The sequence below is a fragment of the Photobacterium swingsii genome (assembly GCF_024346715.1).
Taxonomy (GTDB): Bacteria; Pseudomonadota; Gammaproteobacteria; order Enterobacterales; family Vibrionaceae; genus Photobacterium; species Photobacterium swingsii.
The window spans coordinates 3,003,250-3,019,963 of sequence record NZ_AP024852.1; the positions used below are offsets into that span (position 1 = coordinate 3,003,250).

General features: G+C 47.1%; 10 protein-coding genes. 3 read left to right on the top strand and 7 right to left on the bottom strand.

What is annotated here, in order from left to right; translation table 11 throughout:
* Positions 1-2: 2 nt before the first annotated feature.
* Genes pstB through OCU77_RS13650 form a run of 3 tightly spaced genes read right to left on the bottom strand, consistent with a single transcriptional unit; the run spans position 3 to position 4,774 of the window.
* Positions 3-821, bottom strand: a complete 819-nt coding sequence (gene pstB, locus OCU77_RS13640) for a phosphate ABC transporter ATP-binding protein PstB (protein WP_048898081.1) — start codon at positions 819-821, stop codon at positions 3-5.
* A 10-nt stretch (positions 822-831) separates the two neighbouring features.
* Entirely contained in the window at positions 832-2,469 is a 1,638-nt protein-coding gene (pstA, locus tag OCU77_RS13645) for a phosphate ABC transporter permease PstA (RefSeq protein ID WP_048898080.1), read from the bottom strand.
* A 28-nt stretch (positions 2,470-2,497) separates the two neighbouring features.
* Positions 2,498-4,774: an ABC transporter permease subunit gene (locus OCU77_RS13650; protein ID WP_048898079.1), complete on the bottom strand. Its 2,277-nt coding sequence runs from the start codon at positions 4,772-4,774 to the stop codon at positions 2,498-2,500.
* 384 nt (positions 4,775-5,158) lie between these two features.
* Between OCU77_RS13650 and OCU77_RS13655 the strand changes: the two genes are divergently transcribed.
* Genes OCU77_RS13655 through ppx form a run of 3 tightly spaced genes read left to right on the top strand, consistent with a single transcriptional unit; the run spans position 5,159 to position 9,325 of the window.
* Positions 5,159-5,674 carry a glycine cleavage system protein R gene (locus OCU77_RS13655; protein WP_048898078.1) on the top strand — a complete coding sequence of 172 codons (516 nt, stop codon included), beginning with the start codon at positions 5,159-5,161 and terminating at the stop codon, positions 5,672-5,674.
* Between the two features lie 38 nt (positions 5,675-5,712).
* On the top strand, positions 5,713-7,833 hold the full coding sequence (ppk1, locus tag OCU77_RS13660; RefSeq protein WP_107302780.1) for a polyphosphate kinase 1: 2,121 nt from the start codon (positions 5,713-5,715) through the stop codon (positions 7,831-7,833).
* Positions 7,802-9,325 carry an exopolyphosphatase gene (gene ppx, locus OCU77_RS13665; RefSeq protein WP_048898077.1) on the top strand — a complete coding sequence of 508 codons (1,524 nt, stop codon included), beginning with the start codon at positions 7,802-7,804 and terminating at the stop codon, positions 9,323-9,325. Before ppk1 ends, ppx begins: the two co-directional genes overlap by 32 nt.
* A 98-nt stretch (positions 9,326-9,423) precedes the next feature.
* Here the strand turns inward: ppx and OCU77_RS13670 are convergent, their stop codons facing one another.
* From OCU77_RS13670 to OCU77_RS13685, 4 genes are all read right to left on the bottom strand, one after another.
* Positions 9,424-10,434 carry a PstS family phosphate ABC transporter substrate-binding protein gene (locus OCU77_RS13670; protein ID WP_084711749.1) on the bottom strand — a complete coding sequence of 337 codons (1,011 nt, stop codon included), beginning with the start codon at positions 10,432-10,434 and terminating at the stop codon, positions 9,424-9,426.
* A 187-nt stretch (positions 10,435-10,621) separates the two neighbouring features.
* Complete coding sequence (gene phoR, locus OCU77_RS13675; RefSeq protein WP_048898221.1) at positions 10,622-11,932, bottom strand: phosphate regulon sensor histidine kinase PhoR; 1,311 nt, start codon at positions 11,930-11,932, stop codon at positions 10,622-10,624.
* Between the two features lie 80 nt (positions 11,933-12,012).
* Positions 12,013-12,702, bottom strand: coding sequence for a phosphate regulon transcriptional regulator PhoB (phoB, locus tag OCU77_RS13680; protein ID WP_048898076.1), 690 nt, complete (start codon positions 12,700-12,702; stop codon positions 12,013-12,015).
* A 207-nt stretch (positions 12,703-12,909) separates the two neighbouring features.
* Entirely contained in the window at positions 12,910-16,710 is a 3,801-nt protein-coding gene (locus OCU77_RS13685; protein ID WP_048898075.1) for an AAA family ATPase, read from the bottom strand.
* Between the last annotated feature and the right edge of the window lie 4 nt (positions 16,711-16,714).

A 16,714-nucleotide genomic window follows, 5' to 3' on the forward strand; every position in this document is an offset into this window, starting at 1 on the left:
CCTTAACCGTAGCGTCCAGTGATGTAGTCTTCGGTACTTTTTTCTTTTGGTGTCGTAAAAATATCGTTGGTATTGGCGTATTCCACCAACTCTCCCATGTGCATAAAAGCCGTTTGATCGGAAACACGCGCTGCTTGTTGCATGTTATGGGTGACGATAATAACGGTATATTTGTTTTTTAGATCGTTGATCAACTCTTCAATCGTCAGGGTCGAAATCGGGTCCAATGCCGAGGTTGGCTCATCCAATAGTAAGACTTCAGGCTCTATGGCAATTGCACGGGCAATCACTAATCGTTGTTGCTGGCCGCCCGATAAGCCAAAGGCATTTTCATGTAAGCGATCTTTCACTTCATCCCACAAGGCCGCGCCACGCAGTGAATTTTCAACGGCATCGTCTAATACACGACGGTCTTTAATTCCTTGTAAACGCAGCCCGTAAATCACATTTTCATAAATGGATTTAGGGAACGGGTTAGGTCGTTGGAATACCATGCCAACACGACGGCGCAGTGAAGCCACATCGACGCGACTATCGTAGATATTGTGATTATGGAGGATCACTTTACCGTCAACGCGGCAGCCTTCCACCAGCTCATTCATCCGATTAATACAGCGTAGTAGCGTTGACTTTCCACAGCCAGAAGGGCCGATAAAGGATGTCACTTGCCCTTTCGCAATCCGCATATTGATATTAAATAACGCCTGCGTTTGGCCATAATATAAATCGAGGTTTTCAATCGATAGCGCTGTTTGCTCTTCAGGTAACGAGGCTAAATCGAGTGGCTCAAATAAGCCTATGCTTGGATTTACTGACAACATATCTCTCTCGCTATTGTTCCAAAGAGCGGAATTTCTCACGCAGGTGATTACGAATACCAATCGCTGTTAAGTTCAAGCCAATGATCACCGTCACCAATAAAAAGGAGGTGGCATATACCAAGGGTCTTGCCGCCTCAACATTCGGACTTTGAAAGCCCACATCATAAATATGATAGCCAAGGTGCATGAACTTACGATCTAAGTGTACATAAGGAAAATTACCATCAATTGGCAATGTCGGTGCCATTTTCACCACCCCGACTAACATCAAAGGTGCAACCTCGCCAGCTGCACGGGCAACCGCCAAAATTAAGCCCGTCATAATAGCTGGGCTAGCCATAGGTAATACGATCCGCCACAAGGTTTCTGCTTGCGTCGCCCCCAATGCCAACGAGCCATGACGCACCGAATTAGGAATACGGGCCAACCCCTCTTCTGTCGAGACAATAACGACAGGCAAAGTCAGGATCGCCAAAGTCAGCGCCGACCACAACACACCCGGCGTACCAAATGTAGGCGCAGGTAACTGGGCAGAGAAGAAGACATCATCAATCGTGCCACCCACCATGTAAACAAAGAACCCCAAACCAAACACACCGTACACAATCGATGGCACACCCGCGAGGTTGATCACTGCGACTCGAATAATTTTAGTGAGCGCATTTTTGCCTGCGTATTCGTGAAGATAAATCGCTGCCATTACACCTAATGGCGTCACAATCACGCTCATTAGCATCACCATAAAAACGGTGCCAAAAATAGCGGGGAAAACACCGCCTTCGGTGTTAGCTTCACGCGGGTCATCACGCAAAAATTTACCGACCTGATGCACCCAGTGCTCTAATTTACCAACATAACTGAGGTTATTGGGGTACCAAACATCCAGCACCTGCTCAAGCGGCAAGGTAACATCTTCCCCCGTCATATCCCGCACAATCAAGGCATCGGTTTCCAGCCGAGCCTGTAGAGAAAACAAGTGTTTTTCTAACACTAAGTACGCTTGATTGAGCGCCTCACGCTCTGTATTGATGCGTGCTTGCTCCGCCTCTGTCATGGTTTTCGCAAGTACTTGCTTACGCTCTTCAACCCGTAAGTTCTCAAGCTGCCAATTAATATGGCTAAACTCTTCTTGCTTAATGCGTTCTAGTTCTTGGCGAATCACTTCTGCTTGCGCCAACCCAGCGGTCAGCTCACTGATCGGTAGCACCTTACCATCATCAATATAGCTGACAGGGTAACCATAGAACTTGCCATTTTTATCGCGATCTATCACTGCAATATCATCAGCGAGGGTTTGCTGTTTGATTTGACTACCAAGAATGGTCATGAAATCGAGCCCAACGCGCTCACGGTTACCCACTTTGATGAGATAGCGCGGTTCATGGGTGTCTGACATTGCCGAGGTATCGATCCCTGCATCTTGCAATTGAGTAAGCGGGATCATTTTACGTTCGTAGACTTCCCCAATCACGGTCTGCGCTTTGCCATTGACGCTGATATCAAACTGATAAACAGGCGCAGGCCAGAAGTAGCTAAGCCCCTTCCAGCCAATTAACAACAATAGCCCTAATACCGTAATCAAGCTTAAGCTCACTGCGCCAGCCGTTAACCAAATCCACGGCGAACCAGATTTAAACCACTTACCCATGCATTCTCATTCTTTGCTCAATCCTGTTTTACAGTGAACTGTATTTATCGCGTAAACGTTGGCGCACGAGCTCTGCGATGGTGTTAAAGAAAAACGTAAACACAAACAGTACAAAAGCGGCGAGGAACAGCACCCGATAGTGTGAACTCCCGACTTCAGACTCTGGCATTTCAATCGCAATCGTAGCTGATAATGTCCGTAACCCTTCCAGCACATTCCAATCCATGATCGGAGTATTACCTGTTGCCATTAACACAATCATGGTTTCACCAACCGCTCGCCCAAGCCCCATCATAATGGCTGAAAAGATCCCGGGACTGGCAGTGAGTAGCACCACACGAGTCAGGGTTTGCCAATGGGTTGCTCCAAGCGCCAACGAGCCACTGGTTAAATGACCGGGAACTGAAAAAATAGCATCTTCTGCGATCGAAAAAATAGTTGGAATAACCGCAAAGCCCATCGCAATACCGACCACCAGCGCGTTACGCTGATCGTAACCAATTCCTAACTCATTACTTAAGAAAATCCGCGCATCACCTGCAAACCAAAGACTTTCAACCCAAGGGCCAAGCGAAAAGCAACCATATACAGTGAGTACAATAATGGGCATAAGCAATAAGATATGCAGTCCATTTGGCAAACCATTGACCCAGCGATCAGGTAAAGCTGACCATATCGCCCCTACCATAAAAATCATAAGCGGGAACATCACTATGCTGAGCATAATGCCAACCAAGTTACTCTCGACGATAGGCGCCAGCCAAATACCCGCTAAGAAGCCCAGAATCACCGTCGGAAGGGCTTCCATGATTTCAACCGTTGGTTTTACTATGCTGCGCATTTTCGATGACATGAAATACGCAGTATAAATCGCGCCAGCTAATGCCAAAGGAATGGCAAAAAACATCGCATATAAGGCGGCTTTCAGAGTACCAAACACAATCGGCACTAAGCTAAATTTGGGTTCAAACTCATCACTGGCCGAGGTTGATTGCCACACATAATCAGGCTCGGGATACCCTTCGTACCACACCTGCTGCCACAATGAAGCAAAGCTCATTTCAGGGTGAGGGTTATCGATATCAAAAATCTGCCAGTTATCATCTTCCACCACCAAAAGTCGATCCGCACGCGGCGAGATAGCAATCTCCGAAGCAGACGGTGAAAACGATGTCATCACCTTTTTTGACTGAAACACAGGCTCTTTCGCCGTTGCATAAAAAGCCGACAAGGTGCCATCTTGCTGCCAAGTCAAAAAGCTTTTCCGAAAGTGCTCAGGGGCTAACTGGGTCACAGGACTATCAGACAAGGGGAAATCTCGAATATGAGTGAGCGACCACTGACCATCTTTCAACACTTCAAACCATTGCGATACGTGCTGATTATCCGTGGTGATTAAAAGGGAATTGGCCCCCGATAACAAATTAAAGTCCGTGATGGTGGTGGATTCATCGGCAACCGTCACCATATCGCGTAATCGTGCATAGGTCTTATCCGACGCTTTATCCAACGCAATAACAGCCAGTTGACGAGCATATTGTAGATACAAAGTGTGCCCATCAGGTGTTAGTGCCATGCGCTGAATATCTTGCAGCGTCGTTATAGGTAACCCAGAAAAATCGATAGCTTGCGCTGACCATTGCGACACTTTTTGTTGCAATGCATTGCGCGGCGCAGACAAGCGCACCCCAACTAAACGCTGATCAGCGGTTACCCCTACAATGACCCCTTGTTGCCGTTGCACTGCTAGGGCTAATTGCACCAGTGGCTGAGCATTAGGATCTAGCTGTAATGGGGCTTGGCCCAGCGGGTAATCCACACTCGGGACTTGCAGCTTCGTGCTACCCGTAAAATGCGTTTTGATATTCGGGCTCACCACAAGCACACCACCATCAGCAGTGCCGAAAGCAAACAGTTGATCACGCGGTAATGACGATGCAAAGGCCGTCGGTTGAGTAACAATTGAAATATTTTTTTGCGCCTCATCAGACAAAGCTTCTGATGAGGAAGGCAGTAAAGAAACAAACTGTAGCGTGCCATCACTGCCAAAGCGATAAGCCAACAAGTTCTGCTCTTCAATACCGATCGCTAAAGTACGATCTTGAGTTGGCACCACAAAGGATGTTTGTGGTTCAACCGTAACAGGTTTAAAGCTAGGTAAAATGACGTACAGCAGGTAGAAAAAAATCAAGACCAGCATTATCAACACAGAGATCCCACCAGCGATTACGCCCATACGCACCATCTTGTCTTTTAATCGACGGCTGCGGCTTTCTCCGATGAACAATGTGCTGGCGTCTGCCATTTTTACCTCTAACCTATTTTTACGTAATAGAATACTATTTCTTTTAGATGACAATTATGTGACAAGTCAATCTGAGATGCATAAAGTCTGTCATTTTCAGCATGTTATATGCCACTGTACTGACATGAAATTGCAATAGTTGGTGCTTACACTGGCCGTTGTACTCTGGTGCTAACTTAATCGCCTGAAAAGCCACAGTTGCCATGCTTAAGTATGAGCTTATTCATTAGCACCAATACCTTTAGGTAGCGCTATGCACCAACACACTTAAAGTTAGACCTTTGCCATATTTCACCAAGGTCTTTCTTCACCATTCTGGACAGATCCTGACTCGCCTCTGATAATGAAGTTATGTGCATTTTTTAATCGAAGAAGGATATTCGTATGAAGCATTTAGTGATTACTGTCATTGGCAAAGATCGTCCAGGCTTAGTTGAACAACTTTCCGATGCGGTATACAGCAATCATGGTAACTGGTTGAGTAGCAGCCTCAGTAAACTTGCAGGCCAATTTGCGGGGATCCTTCATATTGAAGTCGCCTCACAGCATGTTGCGATTTTACGTTCGGCATTATCTCAAATCGATGCACTTCAGATCCAGATTGTTGAAGAACAAAATGAAACCCATCCAGTCGCACAATTACATCACTGTTGTGTCACTGCGAATGATCGCCCTGGCATCATCAAAGATGTGACAACTCTGCTGAGTCAACTCGGTGTCAATATCGACAAATTAGCAACTGAAACCCAGAGCGCTCCTAACTGGGGTTACCCTATTTTCACCGCCCATTTTGATCTAGAGCTACCAGCAACCCTAGAACTCGACACAGTACAACAAGAGTTAGAAAATCTTGCCGATGATCTCACCGTAGACTTTGACGAGAACCTCATCGCGAGTTAACTCTGACTTAATCGGCAACAGCGAACAATAGGACTTTCATGAGCACTGACACTCTCTATCTTGATAAAGAACTGAGCTGGCTTTCATTTAACGAGCGCGTATTGCAAGAAGCCGCTGACAAATCAGTTCCACTGATAGAGAGGGTTCGTTTTTTAGGTATTTTCTCAAGCAACACAGATGAGTTTTACAAAGTCCGCTTTTCCGACATCAAGCGTCGTATCCTGATCAATCAAGAACAAGGCATTGATGACGGCGCTAAACATCTGCTCAGTAAGATTCAAAGCCGTGCACTCAAAATGAATCAAGATTTCGATGCACTTTACAGTGAAATATTGCTAGAAATGGCACGCCGCCATATTTTTTTAGTCAACGATCAGCAAATTGATGACCACCAAAAACCTTGGCTTCGTCGCTATTTTCGTCACAATATCTTACCGCACATCACGCCGATCTTGATCACGGATGATATTGATTTACTGCAATTTTTAAAAGATGAGTACTCTTACCTTACCATTGAAATGCGCCACCATAACCAAACCCGTTATGCGCTGATCGAAATCCCGACCGATCAACTACCGCGTTTTATTGAATTACCTGAAGCCAAAGGAAAACGTCGAAAAACACTGATGTTGCTCGATAACATTATTCGTTTTTTCCTTGATGATATTTTCTGTGGCTTATTCGAATACGAAAGCCTCGCAGCCTATTCCATGAAAATGACTCGCGATGCTGAATATGATTTAGGGCAAGAGCTTGAACAAAGCTTACTGGAACAAATGTCGGAAGGCTTAAAACAACGCTTAACCGCCATGCCAGTGCGTTTTGTTTACCAACGAGACATGCCGAGCGATATGATCAACGTACTCAGTGATCTGCTCAAAGTATCGAACTTCGACAGTATTATTCCTGGTGGGCGTTACCATAACTTCAAAGACTTCATTGGCTTTCCAAATGTTGGTCGAAAATACCTAGAAAACAAACCACTGCCACAAATAGAAAGCTTCCATTTTGCGCAATCACGCAATAGTTTTGATGCGATAAAAGCACAAGACATTTTGCTGCACTACCCGTACCACACCTTCAATCATATGACGGAGTTTGTTCGCCAAGCCTCGTTTGATCCAAAGGTCCGCAGCATCAAAATCAACATTTACCGAGTAGCGAAAAACTCACGGATCATCGATTCAATGATCGATGCCGCCAACAACGGTAAACGCGTCACCGTGGTGGTTGAACTGCAAGCGCGCTTTGATGAAGAGGCCAATATTGAATGGGCACGCCGCTTACGCGAAGCTGGCGTACACGTTTTATTTGGTGTACCAGGGCTGAAGATCCACTCCAAACTGTGCTTAGTTACGCGTAAAGAAGCTGATCAATTCGTGCGTTATGCGCACCTTGGAACAGGCAACTTCCACGAAAAAACTGCGCGTATTTATACCGATTTCTCTTTGTTCACCTGCGATGAAGATATCACCAACGAAGTTCGCCAAGTCTTTGCCTATATCGAGAACCCATACCGCCCGATCGAATTTGAACACCTGATCGTATCACCTAAAAACTCACGTGCTCGCCTATACGATTTGATTGATCGCGAGATAGCCCACGCCAAACAACAACTACCAGCCAGCATCACTTTAAAGGTCAATAACTTGGTCGATAAAGGGCTCATCAATATGTTGTATCAAGCCAGCAATGCGGGTGTATCAGTAGATTTAATTGTGCGAGGCATGTGCACCTTAGTACCTGGTATTAAAGGGATCAGTGAAAATATCCGTGCCATTAGCATTATCGATCGTTTCTTAGAGCACCCAAGGGTGGCCATCTTTGCCAACAATGGCGATCCCGACGTGATCATTTCATCAGCCGATTGGATGACACGTAATATCGACAACCGAATTGAGGTCGGTTGCCCAATTTACGATCCCATATTGAAGAAAAAAATCATCGATATTCTCCAAATCCAACTCACTGATACCGTAAAAGCGCGTATTCTTGATAAAGACATGAGTAATCAATATGTCGCTCGCGGTAACCGACGTAAAGTTCGCTCTCAGATGGCCATTTACGAATACCTGAAATACAGCGAACGGCAACTCAAAAAACAAGCAGAAAAAGCGATAATCAAGCATGACAGCACTCAACCACTCGTCACCGCGTGAAATTGCCGCCATTGATATTGGCTCGAACAGCTTTCACATGGTCGTTGCTCGCATCGTCGGGCAAAGCTTGCAAATCATCAGCCGCCATAAGCTGCGGGTTCACCTCGCCTCGGGGCTTGATGATCACCTGAACTTAAACCAAGCCGCCATTCAACGTGGCTTAAATTGTTTAGCCATGTTTGCAGAACGGCTACAAGGCTTTGATCCTGAAAATGTCCGCATTGCTGCCACTTATACCCTACGTCAGGCACGTAATGTCCATATTTTCCTCAAGCGTGCTGAAACCATAATTCCCTACCCAATTGAGATCATTCCTGGGACCGAGGAAGCCCGTTTAATTTATTTAGGCGTCGCTCATACCCAACCTGATAGCGGTCAGAAGTTAGTCGTTGATATTGGTGGTGGTAGTACCGAATTGGTCATAGGCGATAACTTCACCCCACAATTGGCCTACAGCAAGCATATGGGGTGCGTCAGCTATAATCAGCATCACTTCAAAAAAGGCAAAATCAGCGCCAAAAACTTCAATGCTGCACAATTAGCGGCTCAACAAAAAATTGAAAGTATTGCGACCAAATACCAAAAGCGAGGCTGGCAAACGGCCATTGGCTCGTCGGGCACCATCAAAGCCATTCGAGAAGTCTTGATTGCTAAAGGCCATAGCGATGGCGTGATCACAGCAAAACGCCTGCAATGGATAGAAGATCAATTATTGTCGTTTAAACATACCGATGATATTGCACTTGAGGGGCTCAGCGAGGATCGGAAACCTGTGTTTGCAGCTGGCGTTGCTATTCTCAGTGGGGTGTTTAAATCACTCAATATCGATGAAATGATTTTCTCTGACGGGGCATTGCGCGAAGGCTTGCTGTACGAGATGGAAGAGCGCTTTCGTCACAGCGATATTCGCACTCGCACCGCAGAAGCAATGGCGCAACAATACAATGTCGATACCGCCCAAGCGGAGCGGGTGAAGCACACTGCGGAAACCATTTACGACCAAATCGAAGCTCACCCTGGCTTAGCGAAATCAGAATTACAGCCTCTATTGAGTTGGGGCGCGTTACTTCATGAAGTTGGCCTGAGCATTAGTTACCCCGGCTTTCACCGCCATTCGGCTTACTTGCTTCGTCACAGTACTATGCCAGGGTTTAACCTTGAGCAGCAAACCGTACTGGCCACCTTGGTTCGCTTTCAGCGTAAGTCACTCAAGCTGGAAGACATGCCTGTATTGAGTATTTACAAACGTAAGCACCTTTACCCTCTGATCCGTACCCTGCGTCTTGCCGTCGCACTTAACGGTCAGCGAACTGACATCGCTCTCCCCCAAATAGCCGTCACCTCGAATAAAGAAGCATGGACCCTGACACTTGAAGAAGACTGGGAGCAAGACAACAAGCTGCTGGCTGCCGATTTACGCAAGGAGCAAGAGTACTGGCGTAAAGTGGGCTGGGAGCTAAACATCACACCACTCGCTAACGAGGATGATTAGAGCCAAACTCGCCCAACCCTGCGCAACGATACCGATAAACAAAGCAATATCGCCCGCTCAGCATACTCCTGAGCGGGCGTTATTTATTCGAAGGCTTGTTAATGAGCGTTAACAAGCCCCAAGCGTGCGAGATCCTCAAGTACCACATGAGCGGGAACCGGAATATAACCGTCTTTCTCTACCACTTGCTGCCCTTGCTGCGACAAGATAAAACGGAAGAATTCCGCTTCCATTGGTGCTAAAGGCTGAGTCGGATGCTTATTCACATAAATATATAAATAGCGCGCAAGCGGGTAAGCTCCCGAGACTGAATTAGCGACTGTCGCTTCGACATAATCGGTACCCTCTCGCGCAACTGGGATAGCCCGGATCCCTGTGGTTTGATAACCAATCCCCGAATAGCCAATCGCATTTAACGAGGTGGACACGGACTGCACCACAGATGCCGAGCCCGGCTGCTCATTCACGTTATTGCGAAAATCACCGTGGCACAAGGCGCGCTTTTTGAAATAACCATAGGTACCCGACACCGAGTTACGACCAAACAATTGCAGGGGCCTATCCGCCCAGCGGCCTGTTAGCCCTAGCTGTGACCAACGCTCTATGGGCTGAGTCGCCCCGCAACGTAGGGTTCTTGAATACACGGCGTCTAACTGCTCAAAATTGATCCCTTGGAGGGGATTATCTTCATGGACAAACACCGCCAGTGCATCAATGGCCACGCGGATGGAGGTCGGCTTATAGCCATATTCCTGCTCAAAAGCTTCCACTTCACGTGCTTTCATCATCCGACTCATTGGCCCTAGCTGCGCCGTCGCTTCCGTTAATGCGGTCGGCGCAGTGGATGAACCTGCCGCCTGTACTTGGATATTCACATTAGGATAAAGACGCTTATATTCTTCGGTCCAGTAGGTCATGAGGTTGGCAAGCGTGTCAGATCCCACAGACGATAAGTTGCCCGAGATCCCTGTCACGCGCTGATAACGAGGCAGTTGTTGCAGCCTCGCGACTTGTTCTGGAGACAAACTCGACGGTGTTTTTTGAGCCTGAGATTGGGTAGATACAGATAAGGTTTGATCCACAGTCGATGCGTATGCATTCAGCACCATGCTGCAACATGCAATCACACCTGTGCGTGTTATCAGCTTCGCAAGCCTGTTAGCATTAGCTTTCATTTCTCAGCTCCAACCTCTCCAATGAAACGACAAAAGCGATCACAGGGTGATCGCTCTATAATTACGACAAATTTTAAGACTTAATTTCTCGTACCTAATGTTTAATACCTAGGTTTAATAGCTATGCCGCCTGTGAAGCCAATCGGCTTGGTAGGGTAAAGGCGAAGGTCGAGCCCTCTCCCACTTCACTGGTGATCTCTAACTGCGAATCATGGTGACTCAAGGCATGTTTAACAATCGCTAACCCTAAACCACTGCCACCAGTTTCACGAGAACGCGCTTTGTCTACGCGATAAAAACGCTCGGTCAAACGGTGAATATGCTGTAGCTCAATACCATCACCGCTATCCGTCACCTCTAGACGAGGCCCTTCTGACGATTGATACCAGCGTACGGTAATCGCTGCATCATTCGGGGTGTGTTTAACGGCATTATAAACCAAGTTTGAAATCGCACTGCGCAGCTGATCATCATCGCCAAAGACATGCAGCTTATTATCCACATCAAAGGTGAAATGATGGCCTCGATCACCACTTAGTGATACCGCTTCTTTTTCTAAAATTTCCAACATCGCAGGGACATTAACCACTTCTTCAAGTTCAATGTTCGGCGCAGCTTCAATTTTAGATAAGGTGAGCAGCTGCTCCACCAGCGAGTTCATTCGAACCAATTGCTCTGTCATGACCCCATGCGCTTTCCCCCACATCGGGCCTGCTAGCATCTCTGGGTCTTTCGACATCTCAAGATAGCCTTGTAGCACTGTCATAGGGGTACGTAATTCATGAGATACGTTCGCGAAAAAGTTACGGCGCATACCTTCAAGCTGCTTCACCTGAGACACATCACGTACCACCATCAGGTATTCACCTTCGGTGTAACGCATAATACGCAATTCTAAGGTTCGGTCGTAATTAAAAGGCGCGGTAATTTCGAGCGGTTGTTCAAATTCTTGTTTAGCAAGATAACGAACAAAATCAGGGCTACGCAGCAAGTTACTGATTGGCTGCCCCGCATCATCAGGCCAACGAAAACCGAGTAAATGTTGGGCGAGTTTATTGCACCACACTATATTGCCTTCGCTACGAAACACCACCACGGCATCAGGTAGGGATTCAGCACCATTACGGAAACGGCGAATAATAGTGGCTAACTCTTTACGGCGGCGACGATTACGTTGCTGCAGACGGTAGATACCATTGAACAAGGGTTCCCAACTGCCAGAGCCAGAAGGGGGGGTCAAGCTACGCTCTTTCCATAGCCAGTTCGACATTTTTAATTGATGATGAAAATGCCATAGCAACTGTAGCCATGTACCAACAAGCAGAAACCATGACATAGAAATTGACTCAAAAATTAGCCCGAGTACCACCCAAGGCAAATACATGAGCAACAATTCCCACACCATTTTTTTCCACGACAAGCGTTCAACCATGTTTACCTCAACACCGCGCATCGAGATAAATACTGAACCCTATCTACCCTTTGCGGCTATTTACTCTTCGTGATTATTGACTAAAGGCGCGTCGAAAAACGGTAACCAGCACCACGTACTGTCTGTACCATTTTATCGTGACCATCAGGTTCTAACGCTTTACGTAAGCGACGAATATGCACATCTACCGTGCGGTCTTCTACGTATACATTGGTACCCCATACATTATTCAGCAACTGCTCGCGGCTATAAACACGCTCTTGGTGCGTCATAAAGAAATGCAGCATTTTAAATTCAGTTGGGCCCATGTCTAACGGTGCTTCATTCGACGTCACACGGTGAGAGACAGGATCCAATTTCAAGCCATGGACATCAATCACGTCATCCAAAGACGTTGGCGATACACGGCGCATCACAGCTTTTAAACGTGCCATCAGCTCTTTCGGTGAGAAAGGCTTAGTGATGTAGTCGTCGGCACCGACTTCTAACCCACGGACTTTATCTTCTTCTTCACCACGGGCAGTTAACATAACAACCGGGATCTGGCGCGTCATTTCATCACGCTTGAGGTGCTTGATGAGGTTGATGCCCGAACCACCCGGTAACATCCAATCGAGCAGAATAAGTTCAGGGTACGGTTCACAAATTTTTTCAAGCGCGCTGTCATAGTCTTCAGCTTCAATAGCTTGATAACCTTTTTGCTCAAGTACAAAGCACAGCATTTCGCGGATGGGTGCTTCGTCTTCTACAACAAGAATCCGTCTTACCATAGTGATCTATTACCTAATTGTCGTTTGCTGTCGTCGGCGTCATTATCAGGGTTAATTATGACACTTTTGTGACCTACTGTAATAAAAGTCATCGTCACGATGAAAGCTTTGCTTAGCCTCTCAATAATAATTGTATGATGTAAGCAACACCAACAAGCCTGCTAGTGCTACTTTACAAATCAATCAATTAGAGACAATAAATCGCAACTATCCTCGAATTGCAATCTGACTGCGACCGCCGCCCATGGCTTCCACCGCCACTTGCACACCGATACGTTCCACCAAGGTGCCGACGTGAGAAATCACGCCAATCTGACGGCCATCAGCTTGCAGCGCATCCAAACAAGCCAGTGCCATTTCAAGGCTATCAGGGTCGAGCGTACCAAAGCCTTCATCAATAAAGAGTGAACCAAGCTGACGAGTATCAGCTGCCAGTGAAGCCAGTGCTAATGCTAGGGCTAATGAGACCAAGAAACTTTCGCCACCAGATAAGGATTCAACACTGCGGACTTCATCCCCCATATCGTGGTCGATCACTTGCAATGCCAGCGGGCTATTGGGTACTGGTTGCAACGCATAGCGTGGCGCTAAGTCGTGCAAATGTTCATTTGCCAATACCACCAGCTGCTGCAAAGTTAACCCTTGTGCCAAGGTGCGGAACTTATTGCCGGTCGCCGAGCCTATTAGCTCATTCATCTGTAGCCACAGCTCGGCTTGTTCTTGCTGAGTGATCAACTTCTGTTTGAGGTTACCCACTTGCAGCTCGGCTTTGTCAGCATGCTCTATTTGCTGACGAAGCTGAAACACCTGCTCTTCTTGCGCTGATTTCTCGTTTTCCCACTCAGCGAGTTGCTCGCCTTGCTGAGCAAGATCATCGGCAAACTCATGCTCGCTAAACCAAGCTTTCGCGGCCAGTAGCACAGGTTGGTGCTCAACCAAGGCTTGTTCACGTTCGACCAATAACGTTTGCGCAGCCGAAACGGCTTGTTCAATGGCTTTTAGAGCAAGGCGCTCTTGGCTTAGCCATTGCTCATCTTTATTCAATAATCCAATCAACTGGGCTTCATCAACCACCAGCTTTTCTAACCATTGCTGCCATGTGGCTTGATGATGTTGATGCTCTTTATCTGCATCCAGCTGTTGCTGTTTGATATTCACCACATGAGTATTAGCAGCGGTTAACGCGTCTTGTACTTGGCGCAACTGCGCTTCAGCACCTGCTAATTTGGCTTGGTTTTGCGCTAGCGAGAGCTTATGACTTTCTTCCAAGCTCGTAATAGCTTGTTCACCAATCAGCGCACAACGTTGTTGCCATAACTGCGCTATAGTTTGATTGCCCTGCTCTAGCACAGTTTCAATATGTTGCTGCTCATCCTGCACTTGTTTCAATGCCAATGCTTGAGTCGCAAGCACAGGGGCGAGTTCATTTAATTGTTTCTCTGCCTGTTCCTGTGCCAGCACCTGTTGATGATAATGATCCACAGCCTGTTGTAACTGCTCAAGGTACTGAGTTTCGCCGTACTGACGCAGTTGTTGTAGCCATTCATCACTGCCAAAAACATGGTTTAACGCACTATCACGGGCGTGTAAAATCTCTTGCTGTACAGCACTTTGCTGTTGCAGTGAATTCAAACGTTCTTGCCACTGAGTCGTACGCTGGTTGTGCTGACTTAGGGTGTCTTTTAATGCGCTTTCTTGCTGCTGAATGTTTTGCAATATTTGCTGCTGCTGACGCACCCCATTCATTTGACTTTGACGCTGCGCTACACCTTGCTGTAGCACTTGATACGCTTCAAGTAAGGCTTCCTGCTGCTGTTGCCAAACACTTTGTTGTTCGATCAGTACCGCACGATTTGGGCGGTCCTCACTCAAGACATCAAGCTGCTGCAAAGCAAATACCGCAGCATCCGCTTTCAGTGTTTGTAGCAGGGTGTCATGCTTAGCAAGCGGTGCAGTGCACAAAGGTTGCAGGCGTTTTAGCTCCTGGCCTAACTCGCTAATGCGTTGCTGAATTTTCGGTTGCTGTAGTTGCAATGCATGGGCTTCGCTTTCCAGCTGTTGTAACTGCTGCTGCAAAGCGGCAACATTTTGTGTTTGCACGGTGAGCACACTGTCCACCAGAGGTTCATCACTGGCATACGGGTGATCGTGCGACCCACACAAGGGGCAGGCCTCATCAGGTTGTAGCTGAGCGCGGTAATCATTCAAACTCAAAACGGCGCGGCTTTGCTGCAAAATGCTATCAGCTTCTTGATGACGGAGCTTCAAGCCTACAATATCAGGCTGGAGTAACGTCAAGCGTTGCTCTGCACTCTGCAGTTCATGGCATTGCTGCTGGTATTCATCAAAACGCGTTTCAATTTGTGCCAGATAACCTTCACTTTCTCTCAGCGCTGCCATCCCGCTGCGCACATCATCGAGTGCTTGCTGATGGTGCTGTAATTGCTGCTGATCGGCCGCTTGTTCAGCAGCTAGCTTATCAAAATCAAGCCCCGCTAATTGGCTTTCACTTTGCTGGCGCTGCACTTGAAGATCCGTTAATTGCTGATCAAGTGCCACTTGCTGGGCTTGATGATCTAACTGATCTTTTTCGATCTGCTGTTTGTCTTTACTCAAACTACTCAACTGACGGTGCGCTGCCAAATATTGGCTTAAACTGCTCTGCACCGCATCGTATTGCGCCGATACCTGCTTAATGATCTGTTGTTGCTCAAAGAAAATCGCCAACTGTTGCTGACGTTGCTGCAATTCTTGCTGCTGGTGCTGATTGGCAGCCAACAATTGCTGCTGCTCCGCCGCTTGACTAGCAAGTTGCTGTTGCTCTTTTTGTTGCTGTGCTAGTTGCTGGCGGTGTGTCTCTAACTGCTGATCAAAACGTGCCGCTTCTTTTAATTTCGGCTCAAGTTGCAACCAAGCTTGTTCAACATCCGCTAGCGCTTTCTTGGCTTGCTCAACCGTTGCCAGCACAGTATCTGCATGACCTTGTTGCTCACTCACACTCAGCTCAGCCTTAGTCAAAGCTGAAACCAAGGTGGTAATACGCTGTTGTACTTGTTGCAGTAAGACATAGTCACCGCGAGCGGGCTGGGCTTTTTCAATCTGTTCGAGTTGCTGATAACGCGGCTTGGCTGCCTCTTGTTGTTCTGTTGCTGCCAATAACTGCTCTTTGGTGGCACTCACCCGCAACGTCAATTGCTGTTCAGACACCACAGCTTGTTGGTGCTGCTTGAATACTTGAATATTCGTATTCAGTTGGGTGAGCGCTTGTTTTAAAGCGGCCAGTTGTTCATTTAACGCTTGCTTGTCTTCATCAGATAACAGCGCAATATCACCCAGCTGTTTTTGAAGCTGTTCTAACTGCTGTTTTTCTTCACGGGCCCGCTCGTAAGCCGCGACTGACAAACGGCCATAAATTTCACCGCCCGTCATACGCTCTAACAGCGCTGCACGCTCATCGGCGCCCGCTTTTAGGAAAGCCGCAAACTCCCCTTGTGGCAGCATCACAGCACGACGAAACTGCTCGAAACTCAGGCCAATCAAGCGCTCTATTTCAATTTGAAGTTCTTGCTTTTTGCCTGCAAAACGCTGGCCTGTGTCAATGTTTTCGAGCCACTGTTCCGAGGCTTGAATACGGCCATCAGCCCGGCCACGTGCACGACGTACATGCCAGTGTGCACGCCAGTAACTGCCATCATTAGCAACAAAGTCCACTTCGGCAAAACCTTCGGCTTTACCGCGCGACAAAATGCTGCGGACATCATTGGCTTTGATACGGCTGTTATCGTTATCTCGACCGATTTCGGCATCGTTTTTTTTGTTGGCTTGCAAGCGAGGAATACGATCATAAATAGCTAAGCAAATGGCATCCAGCAAGGTGGATTTACCCGATCCTGTTTTACCCGTGATCGCAAATAAGCCGCTATCGCCTAAACGACCATTGGCAAAATCAATTTCAAAGCTCGATTGAAGACTGGCAAGGTTCTCACCACGTAACGCTAATATTTTCATTGTT